Origin of the sequence: Flavobacterium sp. DSR2-3-3 (assembly GCF_049896585.1) — a bacterium.
Taxonomy (GTDB): Bacteria; Bacteroidota; Bacteroidia; order Flavobacteriales; family Flavobacteriaceae; genus Flavobacterium.
On sequence record NZ_JAFCUP010000006.1, the window covers coordinates 208,688 to 226,008 of the forward strand.

Here is a 17,321-nt window from a genome sequence, read left to right on the forward strand (position 1 = left end):
CTATCGCTTACCGTTCTGAAATTCTTTATCTGTAACTATGCTGTTTGTTGCTTTGCCTCTGTTAAACTCTTTGTCAATATTTTTTTTTCAGTGCTTTTGATCTCTTCATTATTCTGGCCCATTATTTCTTTACAACTAATATCTTTAGGAACCGATAGCTTGGTATACAAAACCAATAGCTTTCAAATCAGGACCATTCAACAAATTTCTACCATCAAAGATAAAAGCGGGCTTTTGCATCGAATCATAAATTTTTTGCCAGTCATACTGAGTGAATTCGTCCCACTCCGTGAGTATAGCAATAGCATGTGCGTTTTGGCAGGCTTCATAAGGATCCGTAAAAGAACTGATGCTGTTGGCATTGCGTTCCACATTTCTTGTTTCTAAATAATTTAAATCATCTATAATTTTTTTATTCGAAACTTTTGGATCGTAAACAGCAATATTTGCATGTTCGTTAATCAAATCATCGGCAACGTAAATAGCCGCAGATTCTCTGGTGTCATTCGTATCTTTCTTGAACGCCCAACCCAAAAAAGTAATTTTTTTATCCGAAACTGTATTGTAAAGCGTTTGTACAATGGTATTGGAGAAGCGTCTTTTTTGATGATCATTCATAATGATTACTTGCTCCCAATAATCGGCCACTTCGTTTAAACCGTATGATTTTGCGATGTAAACTAAATTTAAAATGTCTTTTTGAAAACAAGAACCTCCAAAACCAACGGAAGCTTTTAGAAATTTCGACCCAATCCTGCTGTCCATTCCGATAGCTTTTGCTACTTCATTGACATCAGCTCCTGTTTTTTCACAAAGTTCTGACATGGCATTGATCGAAGAAATACGTTGTGCCAAAAAAGCATTGGCGGTAAGCTTAGACAGTTCAGAAGACCAAACATTAGTAGTTAATATTTTATCCGAAGCAACCCAATTCGAATATACATCAACTAAGGCCTGTATCGCTTTTTTACCTTCCTCTGAAGCATCACCTCCAATAAGGATTCGATCGGGATTTAATAAATCAGAAACCGCTGTTCCTTCCGCTAAAAATTCTGGATTGGACAAAATTTGAAACTGCACTCCATTACCGGTATTGTCAAGAATACTTTTAATTGCTTCTGCGGTTCGAACCGGTAGAGTAGATTTTTCTACCACTATTTTATTGTCTTTAGCTACGCGCGCAATTTGTCGGGCACACAACTCTATATATTTTAAATCAGCAGCCATGCCTTTTCCTTTTCCATACGTTTTAGTAGGCGTATTTACAGATATAAAAATAATCTGAGCTTCATCTATGGCTTTGTCAACGGCAGTGGAAAAAAATAAATTCCTTCCTCTTGCTTCCGCAACAATGGTATCCAATCCCGGTTCATAAATAGGAATATTTGAAGTGTCTTTATCATTCCAGGCGGCAATGCGCTCTTCATTCAAATCGACTACTGTTACTTGTATGTGTGGACATTTTTGAGCAATGACGGCCATCGTTGGACCACCAACATACCCTGCCCCAATGCAACAAATTTTTGTAATTTCCATTCTCTTATTTTTTATGCTCAATTATACCTTTATATATTTTTAAACGTCATCTTTTCAACAAATATTATCTCATTATCCTCTGCTTACCTCTTAAGGTACCTTAACAATGAAGATCCCTAACTATTCACTTTTCTCCCGCAAATTCTCCCAGTACCATTGCACCGCTGCTCGCAATCCTTCTTGCATAGAATATTTTGGATCGTATCCAAGCAACGTTTTCGCTTTCTCAATACTGGCCAAGGAATGCGGAATATCTCCTGCTCGGTTTGGACCATATTCAATAGCAACATTTCCTATTTTTGGATCTTGTTCGGATAAAAATTCTTTCAGATAATCCACCAAATTATTCAACGTATTTCTATCGCCATAAGCCGTATTATAGACAGTATTAATTGCCTCCGGATTTTGGGTCAACATTGCCAATTCATTCATTTGAATGACATTATCAATATAAGTAAAATCACGGGAATAATTTCCATCCCCATTTATTCTTGGACTTTCGTGCTGCATTAACTGCATCACAAATTTCGGTATAACGGCAGCATAAGCGCCATTAGGATCCTGCTTTTTTCCAAAAACATTAAAATAACGCAGACCAATAGTTTCTAAACCATACGTTTTACTAAAAATTTCTGCATACAACTCGTTCACATATTTCGTAATAGCATACGGAGATAGCGGTTTCCCAATCACAGCTTCAACCTTGGGCAAAGCTTCTGAATCCCCGTAAGTCGAAGAACTTGCAGCGTACACGAAACGTTTTACTTTCTCGTCTTTTGCCGCCACCAACATATTCAAAAATCCGGAAACATTCACATCATTCGTGGTAGCCGGATCATTTATAGACCGTGGCACAGAACCTAAAGCCGCTTGATGCAAAACATAATCTACTCCTTTTACTGCGGTGGCACAATCTATCGCGTTCCGAATATCGCCTTCAATCAAAGAAAAATTGGGATGATTTATAAAATCTTTTAAATTATGCCTGTGACCTGTGGCAAAATTATCTAAACAAACCACTTTATACCCTTTTGACAAAAAATAATCACAAAGATTAGAACCTATGAATCCCGCCCCTCCAGTAATTAAAATCGCTTTTTGTATTTGCTCTTTCATTTCGTTTTGTCTTAAATTCTAGCTGTTACTTTGTTGGTTTTTTTAATATTTTTTGGGCTACCTTTTGGTATATGCTCTTTGGTTTTTCCTCTTCATAATAGCCATTCGCATACGTTCCGTACCCATATCCATAACCGTATCCATACCCATAACCCGTTCCGTATTTTGCTTTATTTTCCAAACCGTTTAAGATAATGCTGGTATTGTTTAACTCCCCACGTTTCACTCGATTGTTCAATAAAGTAATCATATCCTTTTTAGTGAAATTCTGTCTGACAATGTAAAGCGTCACATCGGAGTATTGTGCCAATTCTAACGCATCAGAAACCAAACCAACAGGCGGAGTATCCAATATAATATAATCGTACTTTTTCTTCAATTCTTCAATTAATTCTTTCATGCCCTCACTCAAGATCATTTCAGCCGGATTCGGCGGAATAGGTCCTGATAAAATAACATCCAAATAAGGAATATGGGTATGATTTATAATCTCATCAACTGTTTTTTGTTTAATTAAATAATTAACTACCCCTACTTCATTGGATAAGTTAAACTCTGAAGCTAACCTAGGTTTTCTTAAATCCAACCCGATAACTACTGTTTTCTTTTCACTTAAAGCAAAAACTGTCGCAATATTTATCGAACAAAACGTCTTCCCTTCACCACTCACCGAAGAGGTAATCATCAAAGTCTTAGCACCATCTACATTTTGCTGCTTATATAAAAACTGAAGCGAGGAACGAATCGCTCTGAAGGATTCCGATAAAGCAGATTTAGGTTTGTCATAAACAGCTAAATTCGTATGCTCCCTATTGACACCAACGACTCCAATCAATGGTATTTTTGTCATTTTGCTGATATCTTCCGTATTTTGAATCGAGTTATTAATAAAGAAAACGGCAAAAACAAAAATCAACGGAAACAAAATTCCCAGAAATAATGCCAAAACATAATTAACAGAAGTTTTTGGACCGATTAATCCTCCTCCAACATCTTTTGCAGGATCAATAAAATGAACGTCTGACAAATTCGCTGCTTTCACAATATCCGCTTCGCTTCTTTTTTGAAGAAAGGTGCTGTAAATATTATCGCTTAAATCATACTTCCTCTTAATCTTAATAAGCTCTTGTTGATCCTCTGGAAGTTGTTTTATGGTACTTTCAGTTTCATTTATTTTACTGCTGACCACTGCTAAATCATACTGCAAAGCTGATTTGGCGGTAGCTATATTTTCTAAAAGTACATTTTTAACGGCTTCCATTTGATTGTCAAAATCCTTGAAAATCTTATCACTTTTTACCGCATAAGCCATTTCAGATCTTTGCGTAGATAACGCGATTAATTTAGAAACATTGACAACGATATTTGGATCTTCGATTCCAGCTACAGATGGTGCCGGAAGTTTAGCATAATTCACGCTGTTTTTCAGGTACGCCTTTAAAGAGTTGTAATACGCCACTTTACGATTAACCTCATCTTTTTTGACATCAAATTCTAAAATCTTTTCTGAAAATTTAGCGCCACCTTCCTCAATATCATAGATATTTTTACCTTTTCTAAAAGTTTTCAACTCATTCCCGGTTTCCTTCAATTGGGATTCCATCGTAACCAATGTGCTGTCAATAAAAGCAATTGTATTGGTTGCAAATTGATTCTTACTATCTAATTGTCGTTTGATAAGCATTTTAACAGTCGAATTCAAATACTCAACCATTCTTGCTTTATTGGTTCCTTGCATTCCTAAAGTGATGATGGAACCACCTTTATCATCTGATTGCACACTTATGCCTTTGTATCCGGATACGGTTCCGTTAAAATCATTAAACTGCACAAAATACTCGTTCCCTTTATAAAAACCAGGATTATCGTTTATTTGTAATTTCCAATTCAAAAAAGGTAACGAGACTTTTTGCCCTACTTTATATTTTTTAACAAATTCACCGGTTTCAACGGCGGTGTTACTATACGAATTATTGGAATACGTAATTATTGAAACGCTTGGATTCTCAAATGGAATTCTGATTTCATATTCACTTTCACTTAAAAACTTGATTCCAATAAGTGTTCCCGCAAGTTGTCCTTTGGATTTATCAATATTTACAGTAAAAGGAACAGCGCCATAAGCGTCGACCAAATTATATTTGCCTTGAGTCAAATAGCTAATGTAATATTGTAGCTTATCTACTACCAATTCATTATGAGAACGGGATTGTAATGTTGTAGAAATAGTCTGAACCTGATCCGAAGTACCGCCCCAATTAAAAACCAAACTCGTATTTGACGTAAAAAGAGGATTGCTCTCTTCCTTTACAGCAATAAGCGTTTCCATACCGTAGATTTTTTCTTTACGAATATTAACTTGATATGCAACCGTAAAAGTGATTAGCAAACTGAGTAAAAACCACTTCCAGTAACTTCCGATTTTTATTAAAAACCCTTTAAAGTCAAAGCTGACTTGATTTTCAAAAATCGAAAAATCTTTTATATCTAACATATTTCAATCGCGGTTTTTAATTTTTTAATAGTAAGAAAGTCGTCGTGGCTAAAGAAAGCAAAGTAATAATAGTTCCCAGCGATTCTATACCCGTTTTTCCGGTCCCCCAAGTTTTCTGTTTGAGCGGCTTTATATAAACATAATCATTAGGCTGCAAGTAAAAATAAGGGGATTTCATCACATTTATATCGGTAAGATCTAAATCATGCATTTCAACTCCCGTTGGTGTTTTCCGCATGATTGTCACTGCTTTTCTGTCTCCGGTTATGGTGATATCTCCAGCATTAGCAATAGCTTCCATAATATTTACGTGTTCCTGAAATAATGTTTTCGTCCCTGGACCACCTATTTCCCCGTTGATTGTATATCGAAAACCCGCCAATTTTACAGTCACAAAAATATTCGCTTCCTTATTAAAATACTCCGCTAATAATTGCTTTTCTAATCGTATTCTGACTTCATCCAGCGTGTAACCAATCACATTCAAATCTCCCAAAACAGGAACTCTTATATTCCCGTGATCGTCCACAGTAAATCCATCAAAATACAACCCCGACTCAGATTTTCCTGCTGCAGCACCTTCATTCGAAGGGCTAAAAATAGCGACTAACTTCGGATCTATCGCTTTTATATTAATACTCAAAACGTCATTAATTTGCAATCTATACGGCTTTGTTTCTATCGCTGCAATTGTGGCTTCCGCTTGTGAGCTATCTTTTTTCTGAAGATAAATTAAATCTTTGGTAGGTATACAAGATGAAAGCAACACACTAATAACTAACAACAAATAGAGTACGAATTTGCTCATTTTCAATATTTTTTAAGCGACAAATATAGCTTTTCATTTACGATTTAAAAAGTATCGCTATTCTTTAAATGGATTAATTATTTTTAAAAGACTTTTCAAACGGAACTCTTTGCAAAATACTCCTTCCCAAGGTAACTTCATCCGCATATTCCAGTTCATCGCCTACCGAAATTCCTCTGGCGATTGTTGATATTATAATTTCACAATCGGCAATTTGTTTGTAGATGTAAAAATTAGTCGTATCCCCCTCCATCGTGGAACTTAAAGCAAAAATAATCTCGTTGACACTTCCTGATTTTACTTTTTCGACTAAAGTTGTAATATTCAACTGACTGGGACCAACGCCATCAATGGGCGAAATTTTACCGCCCAAAACATGGTAAATACCCCTAAACTGACCTGTATTTTCGATTGCCATAACATCGCGAATATCCTCCACAACGCAAATAATTTGATGATTTCTGGTTTTGTTAGCGCAAATTTCGCACATCACGTTATCCGAAATATTATGACAACTGCTACAATATTTAATATCTTCACGCATAGCGATCAAGGCTTGCGACAGAAATCCTGTTTGCTCTTTGGGTTGCTTTAATAAATGCAACACCAACCGCAGTGCAGTTCTTTTGCCAATTCCTGGCAGCTGAGACATTTCGTTAACTGCTTTTTCTATTAATTTTGAAGAAAATTCCATAAAGGCAAAAGTAGTTAATTTGTCCCAATCGTTAGGGATAGATATTTTGAAAATTTGAGGATTATTTATGTAATTTGGTCAAATACAATATTCATATAATATGACTCCATTCGCTATTCTGTCGCTAATTGTAATCTACTTCGGAATTCTTTTTTTGATTTCGCATTTTGTAAGCAGAAAAGACAGCGGAAATGATGCTTTTTTTAAAGCCAATAAAAATTCAAAATGGTATTTAGTTGCTTTTGGAATGATTGGAACGGCACTTTCGGGAGTGACTTTTATTTCGGTACCGGGAGAAGTAGGTTCTCCAAATGGGGAGCAATTCAAATATTTTCAATTTGTTCTCGGTAATGCGATTGGTTTCGTTATTATTGCAAAAGTACTGCTGCCGTTGTATTATCGGATGAATTTAACTTCTATTTACGGTTACATCGAGCACCGATTAGGAATTTATTCTTATAAAACGGCCGCAACCATTTTCCTGATTAGCAGAACAATTGGGTCTGCATTTAGATTGTATCTTGTTGTTATTGTTTTGCAACGCTTTGTTTTTGACTTTTACGGAATCCCGTTTGCAGTTACGGTTTTAATTTCGCTGGCTTTGATATTTGCTTATACGTATCGAGGCGGATTGAAAACGATTATAATTACCGATACTTTACAAACCTTTTTCTTAGTATCCTCTGTTTTTTTGACGATTTTCTTTATTTGCAGAAGTTTAAACTTAAATGTTTTCGAAGCATTTGAAGCAGTAAAAAACAGCAATTATTCTAAGGTATTCTTCTTTGAAGATTTTGTATCGAGTAAGTTTCATTTTGTAAAACAAATTCTGGGAGGAATCTTTGTAACCATTGCCATGGTGGGCTTGGATCAGGATTTAATGCAGAAAAACCTGAGTTGCAAAAACATTGGCGAAGCCCAAAAAAACATGTTTACGTTCACCGGAATATTTGTAGGTATCAATATCTTTTTCCTCAGCGTAGGTGCTTTACTTTATATTTATGCGGCTAAAAACGGAATAGAAGTTCCAACTGATTTAGTTACCGGAAAACCCAGAACCGATTTACTTTTCCCAGAAATTGCGTTTAACCATTTGACACTGATTCCATCCGTGATTTTCTTGTTGGGATTAACAGCCGCCACATTTGCAACAACGGATTCTGCCTTGACAGCGTTGACAACTTCGTTTTGTGTTGATTTTTTAGGAATGGATAAAATAGAAAATTTAAACAAGCCAAACGTAGTTCGAAACAGACATCTTGTACATATTGCCTTTTCGTTTTTAATGTTTCTGGTGATTATTTTCTTTAATGCTATCAATGACAGCTCTGTAGTAGGAATGATTTTTAGAGTTGCGTCCTACACGTATGGTCCGCTTTTGGGATTGTATTGTTTTGGATTGTTTGTAAAATCAAAAACCGTCAAAGACAAATTTGTTCCAATCGTTTGCTTATTGTCTCCAGCGCTGACGTACTTTATCAGCGAAAATTCGAAGACTTTATTTGGAGGATATGTTTTCGATAACGAATTGATTATCGTAAACGGACTGATCACTTTTCTTGGATTGTTGTTGATTAGCAAACCTGCAATTATGGATACAAGATTTTAAGATATTTTATGGAGCTGTCTTTTTAAATCTCAAATTTCTTGCGCCCTAGCCTTGATCGAAATGGAAATCCTTTTGATAAAAAACAGTAATTTTTTCTTATAAAAAAAGAGCGACCAACGGAAGCTCTTGATTTATTTAGAAAAATACTGTTTTGTTCAAAAGATTGAAATGGATAGCAGGAAAAGCTTCAAAAAACTAATACTGATTGGTAGCTAACAAGACTAACGTGCAAGCTACTTCTACTTTAATATCATTTAGTTTCAACAATTGGTAAAATTCCGGATTCTCAGTTCCTGGATTGAAAATAACACGTTTAGGTTTAGCCTCGACGATATAATTGTAATAATCGCGCTGACGTGTAGGGTTTAAATATAGGGTAACGGTATCGATGTTTTTTAATGGAATGGCTTTTGTCTGGATTTTCACACCGGCAACTTCGCCTGCATTTTGGCCTAATGCGAGAACGGAATGCCCTTTTTCTACTAACATATTCACGGCTTTAAAGGCGTAGCGTTCTGGTTTAGTCGTCGCTCCAAGAACCAATGTTTTTTTATTCTTCATGATTTTCTCTGATTGTATTTGGCAAAAGTAATCAAAAAGGTTTACCCGTTTGATAATTTTAAGCTTTAGTTGTAGCAGCAATAAAAAACATTGCCCTAACATTAAAAAACAAAAAAAGAGTATTTTTACACCCTTAAAAATAAAATATGGATCTTTTTATTTACCTGTTTGTTGCCCTCTTTTCTGTTTTAAACCCCATAGGTACCGTTCCTATTTTTGTGGGACTTACACAACATGACACTAAAAAAGAGCGTTCCCGAATTTCTTTGTGGACAGCAATAAATGTATTTATCATTCTTATTGTCTCATTTTTTATCGGGCAATATGTATTACTTTTTTTTGGAATCAGTATTGATGCGCTCCGGATAGCGGGTGGAATTATTATTGTAAGTTCCGGTTTTTCTTTACTTTCGGGAAAATTCACGAAGAAACGAGGTATTAACAAAAAAGCAGAAACTGACGCGCAACAAAGAAACGACATTGCTTTGACGCCACTTGCAATCCCAATGCTTGCCGGCCCTGGCTCTATTTCTTTGCTTATTGCTTTTTATCAGGAACACAATACGACTATGGAGATAATTATCTCTTCCATTGCTATTCTTGCCATTGCTGTTACAATATTTATCATTCTTAAAAGCGCTCATTATTTAGCAAAAATACTTGGAGCTTCAGGAATTGTTGCGATATCAAGAATTGTAGGTTTCATTGTAATTGCGATAGGAATACAATATATCGTAAGCGCTATTATCAATATTATAAAAGGAAATCTCTCTTAAATTAAAGCAATAAAAAAACCGGATAAGATTTAGAATCGTATCCGGTTTTTTCTATTTTCTTGGCAAGAAAATCTCTGCCATCATGCATCTGGCGCTTCCTCCGCCACAAGCTTCGATAGTATCCAAACTTGAACTCAAAATTTCAGCATGTTTTTCTAATTCTTCTACTTGTTTTGGCGTTAAACTTTGATGTGCAGCTGCACTCATAACCAAATACCGTTTATCATTTGCTCCACGAACTTCAAGCATATTACCCGCAAAATTATTCATTTGGGCTTCGGTAATCAAAATGATTTCTTTTCCGTTTTCTTTCAGATTGTCCAGAACCATTTTGCGTTCTTTTTTATCATCGATACAATCCGAGCAAATTACCGCAAAAGTATCTCCCAAGCACATCATCACATTGGTATGGTAAATCAGTTTTCGTTCTGAATCAACCGTTTGAAAAGCTTCAAAAATCACTGGTGCATAATCAAAATCCTCGCAGAATTCTATAAATAATTCCTCATCCGCTCTGGGAGATAATGCGCAATACGCTTTAGCATTGGCTCTGTCCAAAAGTAAACTTCCTGTTCCTTCCAAGAAAAATCCATCTTCTTCAGCGGAAGTGTAATCTATAATATTATGAATTACGAAACCTTTTTCTTCCAGTAAATCTAAAATTTCTTCGCGACGTTCATGACGACGATTTTCGGCAAACATCGGATATAAAGCTACATCGCCATTCTCGTGAAAAGAAATCCAGTTGTTTGGGAAAATACTGTCAGGAGTATTTGGTTCCAACGTATCATCAACAACAGTAACATCAACACCAACTGCTGTCAGTTTCTCGACAAAAGCATCAAATTCTTGTTGCGCTTTGGCATTTACCGTTGCCGGCAAAAGTCCGTCCAATACTTTTTGATAATAATTATTTACTGCCGTTTGTTCGTTCATTCTAAACGCAACCGGGCGAATCATCAATATGGAATTTGTGGTTTGTTTCATGATTATTTAATTTTTATTTTATTATGAACACGTAGCGTAGAGACGCACTGCAGTGCGTCTCTACTTTATCAATCTCTTATTAAAGGTAAGGTAGAACATCTTAATAATCCTTCTTGTTTTGCGATTTCTGAATATGGAATTTCTTCCACAACAAAACTGTTTGCACGCAACCAATTGTTAAGTCGTGTAAAATTTCTTTCTGAAACAACAACATCAGTGTCAATAGAAAAAACATTAGAATTCATGTCATACATTTCGTCTCTGGTAATATGAAATAGGTTTTCTTTTCCAAAAAGGTTTACCAAAAATAAATAATCGGCTTCTTCTCGGAATCCGTTTTTGTAGATAATCCCTTTGTCACTCCCCACCGGCTGAAAACAACAATCCAAATGCAACGCATTGTCACGAGCTTCAATTTTAGATTTTACCAAATCAAATTCTTTTACAATTTTATTTGGGAATAAATCTTTAATGTATTGAACACCTGCCATGTTTGTTCGAGCCGTAATATAATCGTTGTAGTCACTTCCTTTGTACGTTCCAATAAAAATATAATCGTTCCACAACATTACATCACCACCTTCGATGTGAACTTCCTCTGGAGGGCGCGCCACTTTTTTGGGGTTAATTTGGTCAATTATATATTGGATAGCATCTAATTCTCTTTCTCTATCCGGCAAAATATTCGACTTGACAAAAGTATCATCAATTACAAAACCAATATCTCTAGTAAAAATCTGATTATAATTTTTAATCATTTCGGGACGATAGACGGTCACATTATACTTTTTAAATACGGTATTAAATGGTTCCATTTCATTCACCATGTCATGCTCCTGAGGATAGGTTCCTGCTAAAATATGTTCTAATGATTTAGGATCATACGCTTCTTCAACCGTCGGCGTAAGTCCATTGTTGACTGCTGAACCCAAAACTACAGCTCTGAGTTTCGAAGTTTCATTCTTTATATTTAACTCTAACATGTATTTTTAGCTTTTGGCAAATATAAAAAAAGCTTCACAAATTAGTGAAGCTTTTGAACTGATTTTATCTTTTATCTGTTGGTACAAAATCCCTCAAAGGGTGACCTGTATAGATTTGTCTTGGCCTTCCGATAGGCTCCTTATTTTCACGCATTTCTTTCCATTGTGCTATCCAACCCGGTAAACGGCCTATGGCGAACATCACTGTAAACATATCAGTAGGAATTCCTAAAGCTCTGTAAATAATTCCAGAATAGAAATCTACATTAGGATATAAATTTCTTGACTTAAAATATTCATCTTCTAAAGCTGCTTCTTCTAATTTTTTAGCAATTGCAAGAATTGGATCTTCAACTCCTAAAGTTGCCAAAACTTCATTAGCTGCTTTTTTGATGATTTTTGCTCTTGGATCAAAATTCTTGTAAACTCTGTGACCAAATCCCATCAATCTAAAAGGATCATTTTTGTCTTTGGCTTTAGCCATGTATTTATCAGCATCCCCACCATTTCTGTGGATTTCTTCTAACATTTCAAGAACTGCTTGATTTGCTCCTCCGTGTAATGGTCCCCAAAGTGCGGAAACTCCAGCAGATATTGACGCAAATAATCCTGCGTGAGAAGATCCTACCATTCTAACTGTAGAAGTTGAACAGTTTTGCTCATGATCTCCGTGAAGAATAAACAATTTATCCAATGCATCTATAACGACAGGATTTGCAGTGTATGGTTGTGTAGGTAATTCAAACATTAAACGCATGAAGTTTTCTACATAACCTTTTGTATTATCGTAATAATTTAAAGGATAACCCATGCTTTTTCTATAAGTCCAAGTTGCAATAACAAGGAATTTACCCATAGTCTTACACACTGCCTCGTACATTTCTTTCTCATTATCAACATTTACCGATTTAGGGTTGAATGCTGTTAAGGCACTTGTCAAAGCAGCTAAAACACCCATTGGATGCGCTGTTTTAGGAAAACCATCAATGATGTTTTTCATTTCTTCATTGACCAATGTGTATTTTCTGATATCCGTTTCAAATTGCGCTAACTGCTCAACAGTTGGCAATTCTCCAAAAATTAAAAGGTAAGAAACTTCCAGAAAATCTGCTTTATCTGCTAAATCTTCAATCGAATATCCTCTGTAACGAAGAATTCCTAATTCTCCATCTAAAAAAGTGATGTCACTTTTACAAGAGCCTGAATTTTTATACCCAGGATCCAATGTTATTATACCGGATAAATCACGTAATTTGTTAATATCGATGGCAACTTCATTTTCACTTCCTACAATTATAGGCAGTTCAATTTTCTTCCCATCAATTTCTAATGTTGCTGTTTTTGACATAATATAATTGAAAATAAACTTTTAAAATAATAATTTCTCAAATCTAAGGAATTAAACACTAATTAAAAAGAGAATAACACAATGAAATTGTTAAATATTACAAAAAAAAGCCACTCACGCAAGGCGAATGGCTTTCTGTAAAAAGATCGTAAGAATTTATTTTATTTTAAAAGCAGCCTTACCAGGGAAATACGCTGAATTCCCTAATTCCTCTTCAATTCTCAATAATTGATTGTATTTTGCCATACGATCAGAACGAGAAGCAGAACCAGTTTTAATTTGACCACAGTTCAAAGCTACTGCTAAATCTGCAATTGTGTTATCTTCTGTCTCTCCAGAACGGTGTGACATTACTGAAGTATAACCTGCATTTTTAGCCATATTAACTGCTGCAATAGTTTCAGTCAAAGTTCCAATTTGGTTTACTTTGATAAGAATTGAATTCGCAATTCCTTTTTCGATACCAGTAGACAAACGCTCCACATTAGTAACAAATAAATCATCGCCAACTAATTGCACTTTATCACCAATTCTTTCCGTAAGCAATTTCCATCCATCCCAGTCATTCTCATCCATTCCATCTTCAATAGAAATGATAGGATATTTTGCTGCTAATTGCGTTAAATACTCCACTTGCTCTTCAGAAGATCTAATTTTACCTGTTTCTCCTTCAAATTTAGTGTAATCGTATTTTCCATTTACATAAAATTCTGCAGCAGCACAATCTAAAGCAATCATGATTTCGTCTCCAAAAGTATATCCAGCAGTTTCAACCGCTTTTTTGATAGTATCCAAAGCATCTTCCGTTCCTCCAGCAAGATTTGGCGCAAAACCTCCTTCGTCACCCACAGCAGTAGAAAGGCCTCTGTCGTGTAATACTTTTTTCAAGCTATGAAAAATTTCAGTTCCCATTTGCATTGCATGTGAAAACGAAGTTGCTTTCACCGGGAAAATCATAAATTCTTGAAACGCAATAGGCGCATCAGAATGGGAACCTCCGTTTATAATATTCATCATTGGTACTGGTAATGTATTCGCTGAAACACCACCTACGTATCTGTATAAAGGCAATCCCAATTCATTAGCAGCCGCTTTGGCTACAGCCAATGAAACTCCTAAAATTGCATTTGCTCCTAAGTTTGATTTATTTGGAGTTCCATCTAAATCGATCATCGTTTGGTCAATCAGATTTTGTTCGAAAACAGAAACTCCAACAAGTTCTTCAGAAATAATGGTATTTACATTTTTCACTGCATTCAAAACTCCTTTTCCAAGAAATGCTTTTCCTCCATCACGTAATTCTACTGCTTCATGTTCACCGGTTGACGCTCCAGATGGTACTGCGGCTCTTCCTAAAACTCCATTGTCCGTAATTACATCTACCTCAATTGTAGGATTTCCTCTTGAATCAAAAATTTGTCTTGCGTGAATTTTGATAATTATACTCATAATACTAAATTTTTTAAATTTTGAAATACAAATATATTCTATCTTTTGGAATCATTTTATGAAAATAATGAATGTTATTAACGAAAACGTTATAATTTTTTTACAAACAAAACATTTCTGTTTTTTTAGAATTTATTTTTACTTAATCTGCTATTTTTTTCTTTTCTATTCAAATAAAATTACAAAAGCAATAATCCATACAATTTAATTGAAAAAATTACATGTAATTAAAGAACAAGCAAACAATTAAACAAGTAAAAAGTATAACTACTTGTTTATTAGTAGTTTCTTTAAATTATTGTGTTTTTTGTTTAGCTATAAATCCACTTTATTGGAATATCAATTAGATAGTATTATGCATATTCAATCCATAAAATAAAATGTGATGGAAACTTTAAAAAACTCAAAAAATGCAATAAATTCTACCGAATTTATTGCAGTGCTGAATAGAACTTCCTTACCATTGGAAAATTCAGAAGATTTAAAACTATCACTCAACTATATCGGAGTGGCAAAATATGTTCTTTTGCGAGAAGCATCACATGGAACACTTGAATATTATACTTGGAGTGCAAAAATAACACAACGGCTAGTTTAAGAAAGAGGATTCTCTTTTGTAGGAGTTGAAGGTGAAAGGCCGGATGGCTATCGCTTGTACCAGTTTGTAAAAGGATATTTAGATTCCGGAAAAGAAATTCTTAGCGTTATAAATGAATTCAAAAGGTAGCCAGCTTAAATGTGGACTAATTGCGAAGAAGCATGTTATATAGATTAGCTGAAAAGCTAAAATGAAAATTTATCCGCCAAAAAAAGAATTGGGTTTAACGGTTAAGACGTTTATAGTTGCAGAGAGTATAAAAAGTTTATAATGCAGTATTTCGAGAAAAATGATCCAAAAGCACTTGCTGTAGCAAAAAAGCAATGGAATGCTTTAAGCCTTTTGGAAAACATGAAGGACAATCGTATGCTAAGGCATCCTCTTTTGTTCCGGAATTATGTGAAAAAGAAATCCTAAACATGCTGAAAGAAATCGTAAAAAACATCACTAACTACAACCACGATGTAGAAAATACTTTGAGCAAAGAATAAAATGCATACATTACCAGAAATGCAAAAAAATATTATCGAGCAGTGATCAAAAGAGGATAGGATTCTTGGAATTTTCGTGACGAACATGTAGTTTCAATCATTGATCCTCTAATGAAATTTTACGAAAAAGATTTAAAAAATTATAATTTGTGAACACAACACGCAGACTGGTGATGCACGACCTACAGATATGGCATCGGAGTGAACGATCAATGTAGGACGACTATTAAGAAAACGATATGGAACCGTCGCAGTTGTTGCAGGAGCATTTGGATTATTTCAGTGAAGTGCTGTTTCCAGAAGAGAATGGGGCGATTCTATGCGAAAATAAAAACTCCACAAGCTATCAATGTAAGCTGGGAATATGCCTTTAACGCAGCTAATAACAACCAAAACAGATTTTTACTGATGAATAAAATAATGAGAAAAAATATTTTATTTTCAACAATAGACCAACGTGCAATTGGCGTGGTTTACGATACAAAACACGAAAGATTTGGAAATTATTTTTCTTCCATATTTCCAGAGAGAAATGATGCATTCATTTTTACAAATAAAACAAATGAACTACATTCCATAAATATTGAGTTTAATGAAAATAAAAAATCTAAAAACTATCGTTTCGATATGTAAATTACAAAACTAAAAAAGGGTTTGACTATAAATTAAGTCAAACCCTTTTTTGTTACATCCGTATCGAGAACATTTAATTACTGTCCTTTAATATTTTCAATAAATTGATCGAATAAATAAGAGGAATCATGTGGTCCAGGACTTGCTTCAGGATGATATTGAACTGAGAAACAATTTTTGTTTTTCATTCGCATTCCCGCAACAGTTCCATCGTTTAAATGAAGATGTGTAATCTCTAAATCAGGATGATTGTCAAGCTCTTCTTTATTTACAGCAAAACCATGATTTTGCGAAGTGATTTCCCCTTTTCCAGTAATCAAATTTTTCACGGGGTGATTTATACCTCGATGACCATTGAACATTTTATAAGTTGAAATTCCATTTGCCAAACCAATTACTTGGTGTCCCAAACAAATTCCGAATAAAGGTTTATTATTTTCCAAAATCTCTTTAGCCACTTGAATAGCTCCCGAAAGTGGTTCAGGATCACCAGGGCCGTTTGACAAGAAATAACCATCCGGATTAAATTCAGCTAAATCTTGATATGATGAATTATAAGGATATACTTTGATATAGCAATCTCTTTTAGCAAGGTTGCGAAGAATATTTGTTTTAATTCCTAAGTCAAGAGCTGAGATTTTATAGGTTGCATTTTCATCTCCAAAAAAGTAAGGTTCTGTTGTAGAAACTTTAGAAGCTAATTCTAAACCTTTCATATTAGGAACTTTTGCCAAAGTAATTTTTAGTTCTTCTAATGGAGTTTCATCTGTACAAATTATGGCATTCATAGCACCGTTGTCACGGATATAGCTTACTAAAGCACGTGTATCTACATCAGATATACAGATAAGATTTTGTTTTATAAAATAATCCTCTAAACTTCCTGAAGCATCTACACGAGAATAATTGAAGCTAAAGTTTTTACAAACTAAACCAGCAATTTTTATGCTTTGCGACTCAACTTCAGCATCATTTACGCCATAATTTCCAATATGCGCATTCGTAGCAACCATTAGTTGACCAAAGTAAGATGGATCTGTAAATATTTCTTGGTAACCTGTCATTCCTGTATTAAAACAAACTTCTCCAAAAGTAGTTCCGCTAATTCCAATAGATTTTCCGTGGAATATGGTTCCGTCACTTAATAAAAGGATTGCTTTTTGTCGTGTTGTATATTTCATTCTTTGATTTCTATTAATTTTTTAATAGTCTCATGCAACTCGAGCAAACTTGTTTCA

General features: G+C 34.8%; 16 protein-coding genes. 5 read left to right on the top strand and 11 right to left on the bottom strand.

The window, feature by feature from the left end:
* Positions 1-144: 144 nt before the first annotated feature.
* From ACP7AQ_RS10330 to recR, 5 genes are all read right to left on the bottom strand, one after another.
* Complete coding sequence (locus ACP7AQ_RS10330) at positions 145-1,536, bottom strand: UDP-glucose 6-dehydrogenase (RefSeq protein ID WP_426095408.1); 1,392 nt, start codon at positions 1,534-1,536, stop codon at positions 145-147.
* A 120-nt stretch (positions 1,537-1,656) separates the two neighbouring features.
* Positions 1,657-2,652: an SDR family oxidoreductase gene (locus ACP7AQ_RS10335; RefSeq protein WP_426095409.1), complete on the bottom strand. Its 996-nt coding sequence runs from the start codon at positions 2,650-2,652 to the stop codon at positions 1,657-1,659.
* 25 nt (positions 2,653-2,677) lie between these two features.
* Entirely contained in the window at positions 2,678-5,146 is a 2,469-nt protein-coding gene (locus ACP7AQ_RS10340; protein ID WP_426095410.1) for a polysaccharide biosynthesis tyrosine autokinase, read from the bottom strand.
* Between the two features lie 16 nt (positions 5,147-5,162).
* On the bottom strand, positions 5,163-5,954 hold the full coding sequence (locus ACP7AQ_RS10345; RefSeq protein WP_426095411.1) for a polysaccharide biosynthesis/export family protein: 792 nt from the start codon (positions 5,952-5,954) through the stop codon (positions 5,163-5,165).
* A 73-nt stretch (positions 5,955-6,027) separates the two neighbouring features.
* On the bottom strand, positions 6,028-6,648 hold the full coding sequence (gene recR / locus ACP7AQ_RS10350; RefSeq protein WP_426095412.1) for a recombination mediator RecR: 621 nt from the start codon (positions 6,646-6,648) through the stop codon (positions 6,028-6,030).
* Positions 6,649-6,748: 100 nt separating this feature from the next.
* On the opposite strand from recR, the gene ACP7AQ_RS10355 reads away from it, so the two are divergent.
* On the top strand, positions 6,749-8,257 hold the full coding sequence (locus tag ACP7AQ_RS10355) for a sodium:solute symporter (protein ID WP_426095413.1): 1,509 nt from the start codon (positions 6,749-6,751) through the stop codon (positions 8,255-8,257).
* A 195-nt stretch (positions 8,258-8,452) separates the two neighbouring features.
* On the opposite strand, the gene ACP7AQ_RS10360 is transcribed toward ACP7AQ_RS10355, so the two are convergent.
* Positions 8,453-8,818, bottom strand: coding sequence for a CoA-binding protein (locus ACP7AQ_RS10360; protein ID WP_091173917.1), 366 nt, complete (start codon positions 8,816-8,818; stop codon positions 8,453-8,455).
* Positions 8,819-8,964: 146 nt separating this feature from the next.
* Here ACP7AQ_RS10360 and ACP7AQ_RS10365 point away from each other — a divergent pair, with 146 nt between their 5' ends.
* The gene (locus ACP7AQ_RS10365; protein WP_091203649.1) at positions 8,965-9,594 is read left to right on the top strand and encodes a MarC family NAAT transporter; all 630 of its coding nucleotides are present in this window, start codon (positions 8,965-8,967) and stop codon (positions 9,592-9,594) included.
* Positions 9,595-9,645: 51 nt separating this feature from the next.
* On the opposite strand, the gene ctlX is transcribed toward ACP7AQ_RS10365, so the two are convergent.
* The 4 genes from ctlX to eno form a co-directional block, all read right to left on the bottom strand.
* On the bottom strand, positions 9,646-10,581 hold the full coding sequence (ctlX, locus tag ACP7AQ_RS10370; protein WP_426095414.1) for a citrulline utilization hydrolase CtlX: 936 nt from the start codon (positions 10,579-10,581) through the stop codon (positions 9,646-9,648).
* A gap of 68 nt (positions 10,582-10,649) precedes the next feature.
* Positions 10,650-11,564, bottom strand: a complete 915-nt coding sequence (locus tag ACP7AQ_RS10375; protein ID WP_426095415.1) for a dimethylarginine dimethylaminohydrolase family protein — start codon at positions 11,562-11,564, stop codon at positions 10,650-10,652.
* A gap of 64 nt (positions 11,565-11,628) precedes the next feature.
* Positions 11,629-12,912 carry a citrate synthase gene (locus tag ACP7AQ_RS10380; RefSeq protein WP_426091876.1) on the bottom strand — a complete coding sequence of 428 codons (1,284 nt, stop codon included), beginning with the start codon at positions 12,910-12,912 and terminating at the stop codon, positions 11,629-11,631.
* Positions 12,913-13,068: 156 nt separating this feature from the next.
* Positions 13,069-14,361, bottom strand: a complete 1,293-nt coding sequence (gene eno / locus ACP7AQ_RS10385; protein ID WP_426063444.1) for a phosphopyruvate hydratase — start codon at positions 14,359-14,361, stop codon at positions 13,069-13,071.
* Between the two features lie 385 nt (positions 14,362-14,746).
* On the opposite strand from eno, the gene ACP7AQ_RS10390 reads away from it, so the two are divergent.
* The 3 genes from ACP7AQ_RS10390 (at position 14,747) to ACP7AQ_RS10400 (ending at position 16,083) form a co-directional block, all read left to right on the top strand.
* Positions 14,747-14,959 (top strand): hypothetical protein, encoded by a 213-nt coding sequence (locus ACP7AQ_RS10390; protein WP_426095416.1) that lies wholly within the window; start codon positions 14,747-14,749, stop codon positions 14,957-14,959.
* 323 nt (positions 14,960-15,282) lie between these two features.
* Positions 15,283-15,450, top strand: a complete 168-nt coding sequence (locus ACP7AQ_RS10395; protein ID WP_426095417.1) for a hypothetical protein — start codon at positions 15,283-15,285, stop codon at positions 15,448-15,450.
* Between the two features lie 306 nt (positions 15,451-15,756).
* On the top strand, positions 15,757-16,083 hold the full coding sequence (locus ACP7AQ_RS10400; protein WP_426095418.1) for an erythromycin esterase family protein: 327 nt from the start codon (positions 15,757-15,759) through the stop codon (positions 16,081-16,083).
* Between the two features lie 77 nt (positions 16,084-16,160).
* Here the strand turns inward: ACP7AQ_RS10400 and carA are convergent, their stop codons facing one another.
* Entirely contained in the window at positions 16,161-17,264 is a 1,104-nt protein-coding gene (carA, locus tag ACP7AQ_RS10405; RefSeq protein WP_426095419.1) for a glutamine-hydrolyzing carbamoyl-phosphate synthase small subunit, read from the bottom strand.
* Between the last annotated feature and the right edge of the window lie 57 nt (positions 17,265-17,321).